Below are 15996 nucleotides of genomic sequence, written 5' to 3'. Positions count from 1 at the left end.
CGATAAGCGGGTATCCAAACCTGTTGGCGCCGGGCAGGATCGGCGCGATGTCGCTGCGCAATCGCATGGTGATGTCGCCGATGGAGACCCTGTACGGCACCCCCGAAGGGCTGCCGTCGGCGCGCACCCGCGACTACTTCGCCGCGCGGGCTGCGGGCGGCGTCGGATTGATCACCGTCGGCGCGACCGGCATCGATCATCGGCACCCTGAGACACCGGGCGGGCTGCACCTGGCCACCGACGAGGCGGTCGACGCGCATCGCGCACTGGTCGATGTGGTGCACGAACACGGTGCCAAGATCCAGCCGCAGATCGTGCATGCCGGACCCGACGGGCTCGGGCCGGAGATGTACGGCGTGACGTCGATCGGGCCGTCGGTGATTCCGTCGTACCTGACCGGCCGTCCCTCTGCGGAGGTCACGCGCGAACAGCTGGTCGAGGTTTTCGATCTGTTCAAGGCGGCAGTCCGGCGCGCCGCCGAGGCCGGGTACGACGGCATCGAAGTGCACGCCGCCCACGGCTACATGTTCCTCGGCTCGTTCCTCGCCCCGCAACGCAACCGGCGCACCGACGACTACCGCGGCGACTCGGTGTCGGGCCGTATCCGCGTGGTGCTCGACGCGCTTGCCGCGATCCGATCCGAAATCGGCGACGCACTACCCATCACGCTTCGCATCTCTGGCTATGAGCGGGTGGCCGGCGGCCGGCCGATGTTCGAAACCGCCCTGGTGGCACCCGAACTGGTGACTGCCGGCGTCGACGCGTTCCATGTCAGCGGTGGGGTTATCGATCGACTGGTGACGGGCATGGTCAACGCGGCCGACGACGGTGATGCGCTCAACGTAGGCGCCGCCGCGGCGGTCAAGGAGGTCGTCGATGTCCCGGTGATCGCCGTCGGGCGTATCCACGATCCCCGGCGCGCCGAGCAGATTCTCGCCGACGGCAGGGCGGACTTCATCGCGATGGGCCGGCCCATGCTGGCCGATCCGGAGCTGCCCGCCAAGGTGGCGGCCGGGCAGGCGCACCGAATCCGCGGCTGCATCTCGTGCGAGAACTGCATCGACGCGATGGAACAACGCTTTTCGGTGGACTGTGCGGTCAACCCGCGCACCGGCAAGGAACGCGAACTGGCAGTGCTGCCCGCCGCCCGCGCGAAGCGGGTGGTCGTGATCGGTGGCGGCCCCGCAGGGATGGAGGCCGCACGCGTGGCCGCCGAGCGCGGTCATCGGGTGGCGCTCTTCGACCGCGACGACCAGACCGGAGGGGCGCTGCGGTGGGCGACGCTGTTGCATCCCGGGAACAAGCCGTACCTCGACTATCTGCGGCAGGAGATCGACAGGAGTTCAGTCAACGTCGAACTCGGACAAAACCTTTCGGCTGACGATATCGTCGACCTGCGACCGGATGCCGTGATCGTGGCCAACGGCGGGCGGGTCGTCCCGCCCGCGATCGAAGGATCCGAGTTGCCAAACGTGCGCAGCGCACCCGAGGTCGTCCGCGCGATATCGCACGGCTCGATCCCCGAGGGGCGTCGCGTAGCCATCGTCGGCGCCGACCTCGGCGCACTCGAACTCGCCGAATTCCTCGCCGCGCGTGGCCGTTTGGTGTCCATCCTCGAGCCGGGTAAGACGATTGCACCGCTGGTGGGCAACAAGCGCAAGACCGAACACATGGACCGGCTCGACCGGCTGGGGGTGACGGTGCACGTACGGGTGTCCGTCGAGCGGATCACGCCCGACGGCGTCGTCTTCACCCCGCGCGGCGGGACCTTCCGGCAGCTGCCGTCGGACACCGTCATCATCGCCGGCGCCGTCGAACCGAACACCGAGCTTTACGAGAAGCTCGTCGCCGCCCTGCCCGATGCCCACATCGTCGCGGCAGGTGACTGCACCGGTGCTGGACTCATCCGCAAGGCCACCGAAGACGGCGCCCGTGCCGCCTGCACCATCTAACGAAGGAGTGAAACACCGTGTCCGACACCAATACCGAAACAATCGAGAAGACACCGGTAGTCATCGCGTCCGAGGCGTCATGGCGATGCGTTCAGGCGGGTGACAAGGAGGGCTGGCTGGCCTTGATGGCCGACGACGTCCTTGTCGAGGATCCGATCGGCGAGGCGGTCACCAACCCGGACGGCACCGGGATCCGCGGCAAGGAGGCCGTCGGCGCGTTCTACGACGCGAACATCGGCCCGAACCAGTTGACCGTCACCCGCGAGGCGACGTTCCCGTCCAGCTCGCCGACGGAGATCGCGTACATCCTGGTGCTGCGCACCCGATTCCCGAACGGCTTCACCGCCACCGTGCGCGGGGTGTTCACCTACAAGGTCAACGACGCCGGTCTGATCACCAACCTGCGCGGCTACTGGAACATGGACGCCATGCAGTTCGCCCAGGAGGGCGAGGGCGATTAGCTCGCACGGCCCACTCCACGGCAAGGGCGCCGTCGTCGTGGGCGGCACCCGTGGCATCGGGCTCGCGGTCGCCGACCTGCTCGCCGCACAGGGCGCCGGTGTCGTACTGAACGGACGTGACCCCGCGACCGCGAACGAGGCCGCCGAACGGGTGGCCCGTGCGATCGCCCATCCCGGCGCACCGTCCGAACCCGCCGTCGCGGATGCATTGATCGAGAGATGCGTCGAGGAGTTCGGCAGCATCGACATCCTGGTCAACTGCGCGGGCACGCCCGGCCTCGCCGCCGAGTCGATCCTGCGAGTCACGAGCACGCTGTTCCGCGATCTGATCGACGCACACCTGATGACCACGTTCGAGACGTGCCGGGCCGCGGCGCCGAGGATGGTCGAACAGGGCGGCGGGTCGATCATCAACACCAGCTCGTTCGCATACCTCGGCGATTACGGCGGCACCGGGTATCCGGCGGGCAAGGGCGGGGTCAACGGGCTGACGATGGCCATCGCCGCGGAGCTCAAGGAACACGGGATACGGGCGAACGTGGTGTGCCCCGGCGCGAAGACGCGGCTGTCGACGGGCTCGGCGTACGAAAGCCACATCGCCGAATTGAACAGCCGCGGCCTACTCGACGACGCCAGTACGCAGGCCGCGCTGGACGCGCCGCCGCCCGAGTACGCCGCACCGATCTACGCCTACCTCGCCAGCGATCTCGCCAAGGGAGTAACGGGCCAGATCTTCATCGCCGCAGGCGGTTTCGTCGGCCGCTTCGACCGTCAGACACCGGCGATCATCGGCTACCGCGACCACACCGATTCACCGCCATGGACCGTCGAGGAGTTGGCCGGCCTCATCCGCTGAGGATCGCGCCGAAGCGCCCTCACTATGCTGGCGGACATGGCGAGCGTGTTCACCAAGATCATCAACGGAGAGCTACCCGGTCGGTTCGTCTATGAAGACGACGAGATCGTCGCGTTCCTGACGATTGCACCCATCACGGTCGGCCACACGCTGGTGGTCCCCCGCGCCGAGATCGACAACTGGCAGGACGTCGACCCCGCGGTGTTCGGCCGGGTGATGGAGGTGGCGCAGTTGATCGGCAAGGCGGTCGTGAAGGCCTTCCCCGCCGAGCGCGCCGGCGTGATCATTGCCGGGTTGGAGGTGCCGCACCTCCACGTCCACGTCTTCCCGACCAACGACCTCGCGGACTTCGGTTTCGCGAACGCCGACCACAATCCGTCGCCGCAATCCCTCGACGACGCGCAGGCCAAGATCAAGGCCGCGCTGGCCGAATTGCGCTGACGCTCAACCGACCTGCGCGGGCACATCGGCGATCCGTGGCAGCTTGACGGTGAACCGGCAGCCCTGGCCGGGCGCGGTCGTCACGGTGACCGTGCCGCCGTGCGCGTGCACCAGCGAGTCGACGATCGAGAGCCCGAGTCCGGTGCCGCCGCTGGCCCGCGCACGCGACGAATCCGCGCGGTAGAACCGCTCGAACACGCGATGGGCGTCGTCCACGCTCATCCCCGGCCCCTTATCGCACACCTCGAGCACCGCGGTGTCGTCTTCCGTTCCCACCCGCACCGTCACGTCCGCGGTTTCGGGCGTGTGCTGCAGCGCATTGGTCATCAGGTTCGAAAGCACCTGACGGAGCCGCGGCTCGTCGCCGAGCACCTCGGGGGTGCCGGGCCCGTCGAAGACCTCCATCGTGATCGTGCGCTTCGGCGCGATCGAGCGCGCGTCATGCACGGCATCGCTGGCCAGCACGAGAAGGTCGACCCTGCGATGATCCAGCGGGCGCTGAGCATCAAGCCGCGCCAGCAGCAACAGATCTTCCACCAGCAGACCCATCCGGCTCGACTCACTCTCGATGCGGCTCATCAGCATCTCGATGTCGCTGGCTGCGCCCTGGCGGTACAGCTCGGCGAAACCGCGAATGGTGGTCAGCGGCGTGCGCAGCTCGTGGCTGGCGTCGGTGATGAATCGGCGCATCCGTTCCTCGGAGCTACGCGCCTGCTCCGCAGATGACTCCGACGCCGCCATCGCCGTCTGGATCTGGGCGAGCATGCCGTTCAGCGCCAGCGACAATCGGCCGACCTCCGTCCGGGGATCACGCGCCGGCACCCGTCGGTCCAACTGGCCCGCCGCGATCGCCGCGGCGGTCCGTTCCACTTCGACCAGCGGCCGGAGGCTGCGGTGCACGACCCAGTACCCCGCCACGCCGACCACCAGCAGCACCGCCAAGCCGATGCCGAGCTGCGCATAGGTCAGAGCGCGCAGCGTCGTCTCGACGTCGGACAGGTCGATGGCCACGGTGGTGAGCTCGCCCTGGGGGCCACGCACCGTCATCGCGCGCCACTGGACGCGCGAGTCGCCGACCGAGCCGATGGTCACCGGCTCAGGACCGACATCGTTGGAGTCAGGCAGCGCCGGTTCGGCGTCACGGTCGTTGACCGCCATCCAGATGCGGCCGTCGGGACCGATGCCCCGGACGTAGAAGTCCGACGGCGGGCGTGCGGGATTGGGACCCTCCATCGGCCCCGCAGGCACCTGTCGCGGAGCTTGCGCCCAACTGCGGGAGGCGTCGAGCAGTTCCTCGTCCACCCGGTTGCTCAGGCTGTGACGCAGGATCGACGTGACGGCCACATCGGCGGCGAGCAGGCCGCACGCCACCAACACCAAAGTGGCGGCCACGAGTCCGACCCGCAGCGGGATTCCCCGACCGCTCAGTGCACGCACACGCCCATTGTTCAGGTCGGCGCTCGGCCCGTCTCGCAAGCGCTCATCGCGGCTCGCGGAGGACATAGCCGACCCCGCGCAGCGTGTGCAGCAGGCGTTGTTCGCCGGTGTCGATCTTGCGGCGAAGGTACGACACGTAGGACTCGACGACGTTGACGTCACCGCCGAAGTCGTAGCGCCAGACGTGGTCGAGGATCTTCGGCTTCGACAGCACCGTGCCGGCGTTGATGATGAAGTAGCGGAGCAGGGTGAACTCCGTTGGCGAAAGCGAGACCGGCTCGCCGGCCTTCCACACCTCATGGGTGTCCTCGTCGAGTTCGATGTCGGCGAAGGTCAGCCGGGAACTGCGGGTTTCTTCGACGGCACCGCGGCCCGACCGGCGCAGGATCACCCGCAGCCGGGCGACCACCTCTTCGAGGCTGAACGGCTTGGTCACGTAGTCGTCGCCGCCGAGCGTGAGTCCGGCGATCTTGTCTTGCAGCGAATCGCGGGCGGTGAGGAACAGCGCGGGAGCGTCGATACCGTCGGCACGCAGTCGGCGCAGTACGCCGAAGCCGTCCATGCCGGGCATCATCACGTCGAGGATGACCGCGTCCGGTTTCACCTCGCGGGCCTTGTCCAGTGCGGCCGAACCGTTGGACGCCGTATAGACGTCGAAGCCCTGGAACTTGAGGCTCACCGACAGCAGCTCGACGATGTTGGTCTCATCGTCGACCACGAGAACCGTGGCCTCCGGGGTGTGTTCTTGTGCAGGAGCCATCGCCATTCATCCACTTTCCGCCCAATTGCTTGCGATGTTCCTTGCGAAAGACTGTGTACTTCCTGTGAGTTTGATCTTGCGCGGTCCATAGACTGGGGAAATGAACCTGGGCAAAGCCGTGACGGACCTGGCCAGCGCACCGGTACGAGTCGGTCTGGCCATGGCTGAAACAGGTCTTGCGATGGCCAGCGGCGCCCTCGGCATCGCGCAGCGCACCCTCGGTGACTCGGATTCGGCGGCCGGCGACGGGTCAGCATCCTTCGCGCACTTGCTGGGTCTCGACGATGCCGTCGAACGAGCCAACCGCCTGGCGCGGCTGATGGATGACGACGCGCCCCTGGGCCGGGCGCTGGCGCCCAACGGTCCGCTCGACCGGCTGCTGCGCCCTGGCGGAATCGTGGATCAGGTGACCGCGGAAGGCGGGCTTCTCGACCGGCTCACCGCAGAGAACGGTGCGATCTCCCGAGCGCTCGCACCTGGCGGGATCATCGACCAGGTGACCGCCGAAGGCGGACTGTTGGACCGGATGACCACCGACGACGGCGCGATATCGCGGGTCATCGCCCCTGGAGGGCTGGCCGATCAGCTGCTGGCCCACGACGGCCTGGTCGAACGCGTGCTGCGCGAAGACGGGGTGGCCGACCGGCTGCTGGCCGAGGGCGGGCTGCTCGACACGCTGACCGACGAGAACGGACCGCTACTGAAGCTGGCCGATGTCGCCGACACCTTGAACCGGTTGACGCCGGGGTTGGAGGCATTGGGGCCGACGATCGATGCGCTGCACGAAGCCGTCATCACCTTGAGCCAGGTGGTCAACCCGCTGAGCAACATCGCCGATCGAATTCCGCTGCCGGGCAGGCGTCCTAGGGCGCGCACCCGGGCGGCGACCACGCGACCGGTGACGTCGCAGCGGGTCATCGACGCCGACGAGTGACGTCAGCTCTCCAAAGCGGCGACACGATCGGCGACATCACCTGCCGCCGGGGCTTCGCTTTCGGGTTGCCACTCCTGTAGCAGCGGGACGACCGCCCCGCGCAGAATGCGCACGTACTCGTCGACGTCCTCCGCACCGTACGACTCGATGCGGTCCGCGACCTGAGGCACCAACGGCCGCAACGCGGTGGCAATCGACAGCCTCATGGTGGCCTCGGTGCTGGCGCTCTGGTCGAGCAGGCTCAGCAGCCGCTCGATGTCGGGCCGCTCCAGTCGGGGGTAGACGTGCGGCAGGTCCTCGAGCAGATCGTCCTTGACAGTCACACCGCACCGAGTTCCCCGAATGACCGACCCGATAAACTCTGTCCCCGCAGGCCCCCTTAGCTCAGTGGTAGAGCGTTCGCCTTGTAAGCGGAATGTCATCGGTTCAATCCCGATAGGGGGCTCCACGTTTGGCCGCGGACTGCTTGTCGGTAGCGCGCCGTAACTTTCGGACATGAGACAGTGTCGCTGCTGCGGTTCAGCACTCACGAAGCGCAGCCAAAAGATCTACTGCGGTAACGCATGCCAAGCGGTGGCCCGGCGTCAAGCCAGTACGGAGCTTTGGCTCGAATCCGGTAACGCGCGGGTCGGTACCGGCCGCGGTCACTACATCCGCGAGTATCTCGCCGAAGCGCAGTCGCGTTGCTGTGCAATCTGCGGCGGGGCGAGCGTGTGGTTGGGCCTGCCGCTCGCGTTGGTGTTGGACCACATCGACGGGGACCCGACCAACAACCGGCGGGAGAACCTGCGGCTGGTCTGTCCGAACTGCGACTCACAGCTCGCGACGTACAAGAGTCGCAACCGCGGCAAGGGTCGCCACTACCGTCGGCAGCGGTACGCCGACGGGCAGTCGTACTAGGGCGAGCGCAGGATGACGATCGAGTTGTCGATCTTCTTGAAGGATTCGAACGTCTCTTCCGGCGCACCGAAGATGGCGGACAGTACCCGCGGTGGCAGCCTGCTGAGTGACTCCCCGATCCCGATGTTGTCCTTGTCCTCGGGTGCGCTGGTGTTCTGAATGATGATGACCGACAGGTCATCCTGGCCGCGGTTCTCGAAGTAGTGAAACGACCCCTGAGGCGCGAATACGACGTCGTTGACCTTTTGGTCGAAGGCCTCGTAGTTGCCGTTTCCGTCGATGACGATCCACGTCGCCACTCCGCTGGTGACGATGTTCAGTTCCCACGCACTCGGATGCCAGTGCGGCTCGCGAATGCCCCCGGGCTTCAGCGTGAGCAGCAAGATGCTCGCTTCTTGTCCCTTGAGGATCGGAAAGGTGTCCTCGTTGGCTTGCTGGAACCAGCCGCCGTCATGCTCGCTGCGGGGCTGCTCGCCGAGCCGGAAGAGATGAGATTGCGAGGTGATCGTCTCGGCGGGTATGCGGGGATCGCCGAAGCGCGCAGCGTCGTCAGCCATAGAAATCGGTGCTTCCTTCTCGGAGCCGTTGCCGGTGCCGCTGGAGATGATGAGGCGGTCGACGCCCACCCCGGTCGCGGCGGCAGCGCCCGCCAGACCCGTTGCACCCAGGACTTTGCGGCGATTCACCGTCACGTTCGGGAGCCTAGCGGCGACCCCCAGCGTGCAAGAGAAATCCAGCGACTTTGCGCAGAACCGCTCCGAGGATGTGTTTGCTAGGGCATCATATTTGGGATCGGTAGCTAACTCCGCGGTCTGTACTGGGCCGCACTGGCGACGCCACTCGGGCGCCGCCCGACGAAGGAGAACGATCATCAACCGAATCTCGAAGCTTGCGACGGCGGCCGCGGTGTCGAGCGGTCTGGCGCTGGCCGGATTGGGGTTGGCTACCGCGTCCGCGCAGGGTCCCAGCTACCAAGGCGGCAACTGTCCAGCCGGTGTCACGTGCACCCATTGGTTTCCGGGTGAGCCTGCGCCGCCTGGCGGTCAGGTGCTGAGTTGGGACTGGAACGTCCCCCACGATTGGTACTGGAACTCCGAGGGCATCGTGGACGTCACGACCAACACCATGTATCCGTGGTCCGGTTCACCGCATCCGGCGGCGCCACCGCCGGCCCCGGTCGGTACACCCCCCGCGCCGCTGACACCCCCGCCGGGAATGCCGTTCTGCTCTCCGCGCGGATCCCTGATCATCATTCCGCCCATCTGCGACGAGATCGGTTACGACTGGCCGCCAGGCTCGCTGCGCTAGCAGCACGCGTCGGCCCGCCATCAGAGCTTCTCAGGTGGCGGGCCGATCCCTGTTGGACTAGTTGCGGACGGTCGGACTGCCGCCCACCCGCGCACGCGGCGGCTGCCGTCCCGGCTGGTTCTGCGCAAAGGAGAAGCACGTGCCGTAGTGCCCGGCCGTGCAGGGGATGCCGTTGATCGTCGTGACCGGCCCACCGGACCGATTCGTCGGGACGCCGTTGGCGTCGGTGGCCGGGTACGTGGACGGCTCGGCAACCGCAGCCGGCGCGGCAGCGATCGCAACGACGCACGCGCAGGCGAGGAGCAGTCCGCGTAACCGCATATCTGCAGGGTACGCGCGTACTGGCGATCGGTAGTGGCGTTGGAGCGCCGCACCAGAGATGTGTCCGCAGCACCTCCGATCCCGAACCGCGCGACTCGCCTCAACGCAGTGAAAATGGACAGCCCAGCTATCTTCGCGTCGATTCGCTGTATCTGTCCAACTGTTCAGATGATGTGGTAACTTGGGTTAGCGGGCCGGCCGCGAGCGACGTCGATGCAGCACATCACCTAGCGACTTGCCGAGCGGCAGGCGACGGTCGGCCCGCGAAAACCTTGCGGCGCAACCGGATTGGCGTCAGGACAGCGGCGCCAAACCGGACCTGACCAGATTCACACAGGTAGCCGTGATCTCGTTCAGATCGCCCGTGCACCCGTTGCGCCCCCAGTTCTCCACGGCAGTCACCAGCGCCGCCGCCAGCGTCGCACCGGCGACCTCGGCAAGCAGCTCGATCTCCGGAGTGCCGGCATACCGGCGGGCGACGAAGTTCGTGATCACGCCGGCGAATGACGCCTGCACCACCCTCAGGTGAGAGGCGATCCGCTCGGCGCTGATCAATTCCGCGCGAGCACTTGCCGCTTGGCGCACCACTTCCAGGTCATACGGGAAGCTCGCGATGGCCGCCAGCACGGCGTCGAACACCGACTCCGAATCAGGCCGCCGTTCCAAAGCGTCCGCCAACCACTCGACCTGCGTTTCGTAGTCCTGGAACAGCACGGCTTCCTTGGTCGGAAAGTGCCGGAAGAACGTGCGCTCGGTGACCCCGGCCTCGCGGGCGAGTTCGGTCACCGTCACATTCGAAAAACCTTTGGCAGCGAAGCTCGCCAGTGCGGCCTTCCGCAACGCTTCGCGCGTGGACAGTCTCCGCAGCTCATGCAGGTTCGGCGAGGCGGTCATAGCGCGGCGATCGTATCCCACCACCGACCAAATTTGTCAGTACTGACATATTTTGCGTCAGTACTGACATATTCTGACCGCGACCCTGTCGACCGAGAAGGAGTTGTCATGAGCGACTACGACGCGATCGTCGTCGGTGCCGGCCACAACGGACTGACTGCCGCTGCCCTCCTGCAGCAGGCGGGCATGCGGACCGTGTGCCTTGAGGCCAACACCTACGCCGGGGGGATGGCGGCCACGGTCGAGCTCATCGATGGGTTCCGCTACGAGATCGCCGGCTCGGTCCAGTTCCCCATGCCGCCGCAGATCGCGAAGGAACTCGGGCTGGACACACTGCCGACCGTCGACTCCGAGGTGATGTCGGTCAATCTCGGCGACGACGGTGACGAGGCGATGATTTTCTATCGCGATCCGATGAAACTCATGACCCACCTCACCGAGAAGCACGGCGTCGACGCCGTCACCGGCATGGCGGGGTTGATCGGTTGGAGTCAGGGCCCGTCAAAGGCGCTCGGCCGCTTCGACGTTCGCACCCCGCCGAAAACCATCGATGAGATGTACGCGTGCGCCGCCAACGAAGCCGAGCGCCAGGCCATCCACGACGTCCTGTTCGGCACCGCGATGGACGCCATCGACCGCTTCCTGCCCGACCGGCAGAAGCATGCGGTGATGCGCGGCATGCTCGCCTTCCTGGCCATCAACTCGACGTACCGCGGTCCCTACACCCCCGGCAGCGCAACATGTTTGGCGTTCGCGCTCGCCGTACCCGATGACACCACCGCGATGATGACGAAGCTGGAGGGCGGAATCGGCGCGCTCTGCGACCGCCTGCTCGAGCGGTTCATCTCCAGCGGTGGAGAAATCAGATACCGAGCCAAGGTCGAGAAGATTCTCGTCGCCAACGACCGTGTGACCGGTGTGCTATTGCGCGATGGCTCCGAAATCAGTGCGCCGGTAGTCATTTCAAATGTGTCGCCGGACCACACGCTCGTCGACCTGATCGGTGCGGAACACCTTCCGGCCGACCTCGTGACGCGGCTGGGCGGCCGCGACCACCGAGCATCGTTCGTCCAGCTCCACTTCGCGCTCGACGGCCTACCCGAATTCGCTCCCCCGTACGAGTTCCTCAACGAGCCCGGCATGCAAGGGTCCATCGGCATCTTCAACTCACCCGAGGAACAACAGCGCCAATGGGACGAGTGCAGGCGCGGCGTCGTGCCGGACAACCCGTCGATGGGCATGCAGATTCCGTCGGTGCACGACCCCGCCATGGCGCCGCCCGGCAAGCACGCGGCCAGTGCGTTCGCGTACGCATTCCCAGTGGAGACCAGCCGTGATCAGCACGGTCACCTGAAGAACGAGATGGCCGAGAAGGTCATCGACAAGATCACCCGTTACGCCCCCAACTTCCGCGACATCCTGATCCGTCACATCACCTTCGCGCCGTACCACATGCAGACGATGTTCGCCGCACCCGCAGGTGATTTTTGTCACGGCCTGCTGCATCCGGACCTGATGGGCCCGAATCGACCGGGACCCAAGGGCTTTCTCGACATGCCGATCCCGGTCGACGGTCTCTACCTGGGCGGGGCGGGGTGCCACGGCGGGCCGGGCATCACGTTCATCCCGGGGTACAACGCCGGCCACCAGGTGATCGACGACCTCAGCTAGGCGTCCCTGTCACAGAACGGTCGCCCGCGGTGTCTTAAGGGTATGACGACCTTTGAGCAGCAGATCGCGACATCCGTACTCGTCATCGGCACCGGTGGGTCGGGTCTGCGCGCGGCGATCGAACTGGCAGAACGTGGAATCGACGTGCTCGCAGTCGGAAAGCGTCCCAAGGCCGATCCCCACACCACTTTGGCGGCAGGCGGTATCAACGCCGCGCTGGCCACCATGGACGCACAGGACAGCCCCGCACAGCACGCCGCGGACACGCTGAAAGAAAGCTATCTACTGGCAAATCCCCACACCGTTCAGATCGTCACCGAAGGCGCGGCCGAGGGCATACGCGACCTCGAACGGTATGGCATGCACTTCGCGCGAGAGCGGGACGGCAGGATCTCCCAACGGTTCTTCGGTGCGCACACCTACCGCCGCACGGCCTTCGCCGGCGACTACACCGGCTTGGAGATCCAGCGCACGCTCGTCAAACGCGCTGCGCAACTTGATATCCCGATCCTCGACACGGTATACATCACCAGGCTTCTGGTTCGGGACAACGTCGTCTTCGGCGCGTATGGGTTCGACTTAGGTGACGGCACCCGCTATGTCATCCGGGCGGACGCCGTCATTCTCGCCGCCGGCGGCCACACCCGCATCTGGCGGCGCACCTCGTCGCGCCGCGACGAAAACACCGGCGACTCTTTCCGTCTCGCCGTCGAGGCCGGTGGCCGGATTCGCGATCCCGAACTCGTGCAGTTCCATCCCTCGGGTCTCATCGAACCCGAGGACTCGGCGGGCACGCTGGTCTCCGAGGCCGCCCGCGGCGAGGGCGGAATCCTGCGCAACGATCTCGGCGAGCGCTTCATGAAGCGGTACGACCCCGACCGGATGGAGCTGTCGACGCGCGACCGCGTCGCGCTCGCCGCGTACACGGAGATCAAGGAGGGCCGCGGCACGCCGCGTGGCGGCGTCTGGCTCGACGTGTCGCACCTACCGCGCGAACAGATCATGGAGCGCCTGCCGCGGGTCTATCAGACCCTGATGGAACTGCAGCTGCTCGACATCACCACCACACCGATCGAGATCGCACCGACGGCCCACTACTCGATGGGAGGCGTCTGGGTGCGGCCGGAGGACCACACCACCGATGTCGAGGGCCTATATGCGATCGGCGAAGCCTCCAGCGGTCTGCACGGCGCTAACCGGCTCGGCGGCAACTCGCTGATCGAGCTACTGGTCTACGGCCGAATCGTCGGAGCCGCGGCCGCGACCTATTCGACGGCCCTGCGCGCCCAACATCGTTCGCCCGCAGCGGTTTCGACGGCCCGCGACGAGATCGACGCACTGCTGTCGGCCGAAGGCGGCGAGAACGTCCGGTTCCTGCAGCGCGGTGTCCGAAACACCATGACCGAACACTGCGGCGTGGTGCGCGACGAGAGCGGGCTGCGAGCCGGACTGGATGAGCTCGATGCCCTCGACGAGCACGCCGCCCAGCTCGGCGTGCACCCCGACATCGCCGGATACCAGGACCTGGCGCACGCCTTCGACCTGAGATCCAGCCTGATGGCGGCGCGCGCAACGCTGGAGGCGGCCATCGAACGACGGGAGTCCCGGGGGTGCCACAACCGGTCCGACTTCCCCGCAATCGACGAATCACTGCAGGTGAACCTGGTCTGGTCGGGTCCGGGTCAACTGGAACGCGAGCCCATACCTGCGATCCCGTCCGAGATCGACACGTTGATGCATGACGTGTCGGCCGACGGGAAGCTCGTCGAATAGCGGACATCGAACAGCGCCCTGTCACAAATCCCGGCCCTGCCCGGTCCGAGAGGTATACCCCCGCCAGCACATCCGAAGGAGCCGGACATGACAAGCGAATCGGTAGCACCGAATCCCCACAGCACCGCATGGCAGACGGCGGTGACCGTGCTACAGGAGGCCATGCCGCCCGACGTGGCCCCCGGTTCGCATGCGATGACCATCGTCGTCGAGTTCCCTCCGGGCGATCCGGGAACCCCGCCCCATCGGCACAGCGGGCCCGCCTTCGGCTATGTGCTGGAAGGCGAGATGCTGTTCGAACTCGAGGGTGAGCCACCGCGAGTCGTCAAGGCCGGTGAAACCTTCTGGGAGCCCGGTGGCGACACCATTCACTACTCCGACGGAAACGCGCGCGACGACGTCAGGGTCCGCTTCCTCGTGACGATGTTCTGCGCCCCCGGCCAACAGATGCTCACCTTCGTCGACGAAGACGAACTACTCGCCCGTCGGGACCGCCGCGATCCCGCGAAAGCCTGAGCAAGCGAAGGGATTCCGATGTCCAAGATCTTGTTGCAGACCACGATCGCCGCACACCCCGACGATTGGGACATCAGCCGGTTCTCGCTGTTGGCCGAGGAACTGCGCGCCGCGGGACACGAGGTGACCGCGCGTAACCGGGCCGGCGCAACCAACGACCCGATCCTGAGTCGGCTGGACGAGCTCGATTTCGACCAGCTGTGGCTGCTGGCCGTCGATGTCGGCGACGGTCTCACCGACGCGGAATCCCAGGCCATCGTGCGGTTCCGGGAGAACGGCGGCGGGGTGCTCACCGCCCGCGACCATCAGGATCTCGGCAGCTGCCTGACCGGGCTCGGATCTTTGGGTGACGTCAACCATTTTCATGTGAAGAACCCGGATCCGGCGCGGATGCGCGACGACCAGGACACCCCGACGATCTCGTGGCCGAACTATCACTCCGGGGCCAACGGCGACTATCAGCCCGTGTTCGCGGTCGAGCCGGTGCACGCGTTGCTGCGCACCGACCACACCGACAGCGGCCGGATCGAGTGGTTCCCGGCCCACCCACATGAGGGTGCGGTGTCCGCGTGTGTGCCCAACGCGAAGGTGCTCGCGGAGGGCCGCAGCACCGCGTCGGGTCGACGCTTCGGCCTCGCCGTCGTGCTGGACGGTGAGACGTCCCCGGCCGGCAGGCCGATGGGTCGGGCGCTGGCGGCGTCGACGTTTCACCACTTCGCCGACTACAACTGGGATCTCGACTGCGGCGCGCCCACCTTTGTCACCGAAGCCGAGGGCAACGAGATCAAGGCGGACCCGTCGCGGCTGGTGGCCTTCAAGGACTATGTGCGCAACATCGCCGCGTGGTTGCACCCGGCGACCTCCGAAAGGGGCAGCCGCGAGCCGGTCATGGCGTCCGAGCCGCGATGACCACACCGGCGGCGGCCTCGATCGGTTTGACGATCGACGTGAAATCAGAGTCCGGCCCCTCTGCGGACAGCATGCTCTCCCACATCCGGGCGACCGTGTCGGCCAGCTCCGTCGGCAGCCCCAGCGCCTTGGCCTCCTCCAGGTACAGCCGGATGTCCTTGACCATGAGGCCGGTCGCAAAACCGTAGTCGAATGTGCGTGGCAGCACCGCTCGCGGAAACTTGTCGCGGCTCGCGTGGGTGCCACCGGACCCGGAGTTGAGCACATCGATCATCACCTGGGCGTCCAGGCCCGCCTTGACCCCCATCGCGACAGCTTCGGCGGTCACCGCAAGCGATGAAGCGGCGATCAGGTTGTTGACGAGCTTCATCGTCTGCGCGGCACCGGGTTTCGGGCTGACGAAGGTGACGCGGCCGATTGCTTCGAAGGCCGGCAGGATTTCGTCGAACTCGTCCCGCGGGCCCGACACCATCACCGCAAGAGTGCCCGCCTGCGCACCGTGCACACCCCCGCTCACCGGGCTGTCGAGCGCGGCCACACCGTGGGCGGCCAGAACTGCGCTATTGCGTTGCGCCGTCTGACTTCCCACGGTGGAGAAATCGACGAAGCGGCGGATCGCCGAACCACCCGCGACGGCCTCCGCGACCTCCAGGGACACCTGCGGTGTCGGCAGGCTCGCCATGACGGTCTCGACGCGGTCGGCGACGTCGCCTGCAGATGTCGCGGCCTCGGCGCCCTGCCGGACGGCCTCATCGACGACGGATGAGCGGGTGTCGAACACCACGACACGATGCCCTGCGGCCAACAGCCGACAAGCGATCGGGAAGCCCATGTTGCCCAGACCGATGAAGCCGATGTCCATG

General features: G+C 66.6%; 18 protein-coding genes and 1 tRNA gene. 12 read left to right on the top strand and 7 right to left on the bottom strand.

The genetic code is table 11. The features are described from left to right. Positions 1-47: 47 nt before the first annotated feature. Genes H7J93_RS26825 through H7J93_RS26810 form a run of 4 tightly spaced genes read left to right on the top strand, consistent with a single transcriptional unit; the run spans position 48 to position 3710 of the window. Positions 48-1952, top strand: coding sequence for an FAD-dependent oxidoreductase (locus H7J93_RS26825; protein ID WP_372508048.1), 1905 nt, complete (start codon positions 48-50; stop codon positions 1950-1952). A gap of 17 nt (positions 1953-1969) precedes the next feature. Continuing rightward, positions 1970-2413, top strand: a complete 444-nt coding sequence (locus H7J93_RS26820; RefSeq protein ID WP_267309313.1) for a nuclear transport factor 2 family protein — start codon at positions 1970-1972, stop codon at positions 2411-2413. Positions 2414-2450: 37 nt separating this feature from the next. After that, on the top strand, positions 2451-3269 hold the full coding sequence (locus H7J93_RS26815) for an SDR family NAD(P)-dependent oxidoreductase (RefSeq protein WP_267309312.1): 819 nt from the start codon (positions 2451-2453) through the stop codon (positions 3267-3269). A gap of 36 nt (positions 3270-3305) precedes the next feature. Further along, positions 3306-3710: an HIT family protein gene (locus tag H7J93_RS26810; protein ID WP_267309311.1), complete on the top strand. Its 405-nt coding sequence runs from the start codon at positions 3306-3308 to the stop codon at positions 3708-3710. 3 nt (positions 3711-3713) lie between these two features. Here H7J93_RS26810 and H7J93_RS26805 read toward each other — a convergent pair whose 3' ends face one another. Both H7J93_RS26805 and H7J93_RS26800 read right to left on the bottom strand, forming a co-directional pair. Continuing rightward, positions 3714-5213: a sensor histidine kinase gene (locus H7J93_RS26805; RefSeq protein ID WP_267309310.1), complete on the bottom strand. Its 1500-nt coding sequence runs from the start codon at positions 5211-5213 to the stop codon at positions 3714-3716. Next, entirely contained in the window at positions 5191-5913 is a 723-nt protein-coding gene (locus H7J93_RS26800) for a response regulator transcription factor (RefSeq protein WP_267309309.1), read from the bottom strand. Before H7J93_RS26800 ends, H7J93_RS26805 begins: the two co-directional genes overlap by 23 nt. A 94-nt stretch (positions 5914-6007) precedes the next feature. On the opposite strand from H7J93_RS26800, the gene H7J93_RS26795 reads away from it, so the two are divergent. Continuing rightward, on the top strand, positions 6008-6841 hold the full coding sequence (locus H7J93_RS26795; RefSeq protein ID WP_267309308.1) for a hypothetical protein: 834 nt from the start codon (positions 6008-6010) through the stop codon (positions 6839-6841). A gap of 2 nt (positions 6842-6843) precedes the next feature. Here H7J93_RS26795 and H7J93_RS26790 read toward each other — a convergent pair whose 3' ends face one another. Continuing rightward, on the bottom strand, positions 6844-7164 hold the full coding sequence (locus H7J93_RS26790; protein WP_267309307.1) for a hypothetical protein: 321 nt from the start codon (positions 7162-7164) through the stop codon (positions 6844-6846). A 50-nt stretch (positions 7165-7214) separates the two neighbouring features. On the opposite strand from H7J93_RS26790, the gene H7J93_RS26785 reads away from it, so the two are divergent. Beyond that, positions 7215-7289, top strand: a tRNA-Thr gene (locus tag H7J93_RS26785). 47 nt (positions 7290-7336) lie between these two features. Beyond that, complete coding sequence (locus H7J93_RS26780; protein WP_267309306.1) at positions 7337-7741, top strand: HNH endonuclease; 405 nt, start codon at positions 7337-7339, stop codon at positions 7739-7741. Here H7J93_RS26780 and H7J93_RS26775 read toward each other — a convergent pair. Continuing rightward, on the bottom strand, positions 7738-8433 hold the full coding sequence (locus H7J93_RS26775) for a cupin domain-containing protein (RefSeq protein ID WP_267309305.1): 696 nt from the start codon (positions 8431-8433) through the stop codon (positions 7738-7740). The genes H7J93_RS26780 and H7J93_RS26775 overlap by 4 nt on opposite strands. Before the next feature lie 214 nt (positions 8434-8647). Between H7J93_RS26775 and H7J93_RS26770 the strand changes: the two genes are divergently transcribed. Further along, the gene (locus tag H7J93_RS26770; protein ID WP_267309304.1) at positions 8648-9049 is read left to right on the top strand and encodes a hypothetical protein; all 402 of its coding nucleotides are present in this window, start codon (positions 8648-8650) and stop codon (positions 9047-9049) included. 57 nt (positions 9050-9106) lie between these two features. Here the strand turns inward: H7J93_RS26770 and H7J93_RS26765 are convergent, their stop codons facing one another. Both H7J93_RS26765 and H7J93_RS26760 read right to left on the bottom strand, forming a co-directional pair. Continuing rightward, positions 9107-9370 (bottom strand): hypothetical protein, encoded by a 264-nt coding sequence (locus H7J93_RS26765; RefSeq protein ID WP_267309303.1) that lies wholly within the window; start codon positions 9368-9370, stop codon positions 9107-9109. A 294-nt stretch (positions 9371-9664) separates the two neighbouring features. Next, a complete protein-coding gene (locus H7J93_RS26760; RefSeq protein ID WP_267309302.1) occupies positions 9665-10264 on the bottom strand; it encodes a TetR/AcrR family transcriptional regulator in 600 nt (199 codons plus the stop codon). Between the two features lie 108 nt (positions 10265-10372). On the opposite strand from H7J93_RS26760, the gene H7J93_RS26755 reads away from it, so the two are divergent. The 4 genes from H7J93_RS26755 (at position 10373) to H7J93_RS26740 (ending at position 15133) form a co-directional block, all read left to right on the top strand. After that, the gene (locus H7J93_RS26755) at positions 10373-11935 is read left to right on the top strand and encodes a phytoene desaturase family protein (protein ID WP_267309301.1); all 1563 of its coding nucleotides are present in this window, start codon (positions 10373-10375) and stop codon (positions 11933-11935) included. 42 nt (positions 11936-11977) lie between these two features. Next, complete coding sequence (locus H7J93_RS26750; protein ID WP_267309300.1) at positions 11978-13708, top strand: L-aspartate oxidase; 1731 nt, start codon at positions 11978-11980, stop codon at positions 13706-13708. An 87-nt stretch (positions 13709-13795) separates the two neighbouring features. Next, positions 13796-14224, top strand: a complete 429-nt coding sequence (locus H7J93_RS26745) for a cupin domain-containing protein (RefSeq protein WP_267309299.1) — start codon at positions 13796-13798, stop codon at positions 14222-14224. An 18-nt stretch (positions 14225-14242) separates the two neighbouring features. Next, complete coding sequence (locus H7J93_RS26740) at positions 14243-15133, top strand: hypothetical protein (protein WP_267309298.1); 891 nt, start codon at positions 14243-14245, stop codon at positions 15131-15133. Here H7J93_RS26740 and H7J93_RS26735 read toward each other — a convergent pair. Then, positions 15111-15995 (bottom strand): NAD(P)-dependent oxidoreductase, encoded by an 885-nt coding sequence (locus tag H7J93_RS26735; RefSeq protein WP_267309297.1) that lies wholly within the window; start codon positions 15993-15995, stop codon positions 15111-15113. The genes H7J93_RS26740 and H7J93_RS26735 overlap by 23 nt on opposite strands. Between the last annotated feature and the right edge of the window lies 1 nt (position 15996).

This window comes from Mycobacterium barrassiae (assembly GCF_025822765.1).
GTDB classification, from domain to species: domain Bacteria; phylum Actinomycetota; class Actinomycetes; order Mycobacteriales; family Mycobacteriaceae; genus Mycobacterium; species Mycobacterium barrassiae.
Note: the sequence above shows the minus strand (reverse complement) of the source record. Positions and strands in the feature narration are given on the sequence as shown.

What these genes read in the sequence shown, in the direction of transcription:
- H7J93_RS26755 (WP_267309301.1), top strand. Translation starts at nt 10,373, where the DNA reads ATGAGCGACTACGACGCGATCGTCGTCGGTGCCGGCCACAACGGACTG.
- H7J93_RS26825 (WP_372508048.1), top strand. Translation starts at nt 48, where the DNA reads ATGTCGCTGCGCAATCGCATGGTGATGTCGCCGATGGAGACCCTGTAC.
- H7J93_RS26780 (WP_267309306.1), top strand. Translation starts at nt 7,337, where the DNA reads ATGAGACAGTGTCGCTGCTGCGGTTCAGCACTCACGAAGCGCAGCCAA.
- H7J93_RS26750 (WP_267309300.1), top strand. Translation starts at nt 11,978, where the DNA reads ATGACGACCTTTGAGCAGCAGATCGCGACATCCGTACTCGTCATCGGC.
- H7J93_RS26765 (WP_267309303.1), bottom strand. Translation starts at nt 9,370, where the DNA reads ATGCGGTTACGCGGACTGCTCCTCGCCTGCGCGTGCGTCGTTGCGATC.
- H7J93_RS26735 (WP_267309297.1), bottom strand. Translation starts at nt 15,995, where the DNA reads ATGGACATCGGCTTCATCGGTCTGGGCAACATGGGCTTCCCGATCGCT.
- H7J93_RS26745 (WP_267309299.1), top strand. Translation starts at nt 13,796, where the DNA reads ATGACAAGCGAATCGGTAGCACCGAATCCCCACAGCACCGCATGGCAG.
- H7J93_RS26795 (WP_267309308.1), top strand. Translation starts at nt 6,008, where the DNA reads ATGAACCTGGGCAAAGCCGTGACGGACCTGGCCAGCGCACCGGTACGA.
- H7J93_RS26760 (WP_267309302.1), bottom strand. Translation starts at nt 10,264, where the DNA reads ATGACCGCCTCGCCGAACCTGCATGAGCTGCGGAGACTGTCCACGCGC.
- H7J93_RS26810 (WP_267309311.1), top strand. Translation starts at nt 3,306, where the DNA reads ATGGCGAGCGTGTTCACCAAGATCATCAACGGAGAGCTACCCGGTCGG.
- H7J93_RS26800 (WP_267309309.1), bottom strand. Translation starts at nt 5,913, where the DNA reads ATGGCGATGGCTCCTGCACAAGAACACACCCCGGAGGCCACGGTTCTC.
- H7J93_RS26740 (WP_267309298.1), top strand. Translation starts at nt 14,243, where the DNA reads ATGTCCAAGATCTTGTTGCAGACCACGATCGCCGCACACCCCGACGAT.
- H7J93_RS26805 (WP_267309310.1), bottom strand. Translation starts at nt 5,213, where the DNA reads ATGTCCTCCGCGAGCCGCGATGAGCGCTTGCGAGACGGGCCGAGCGCC.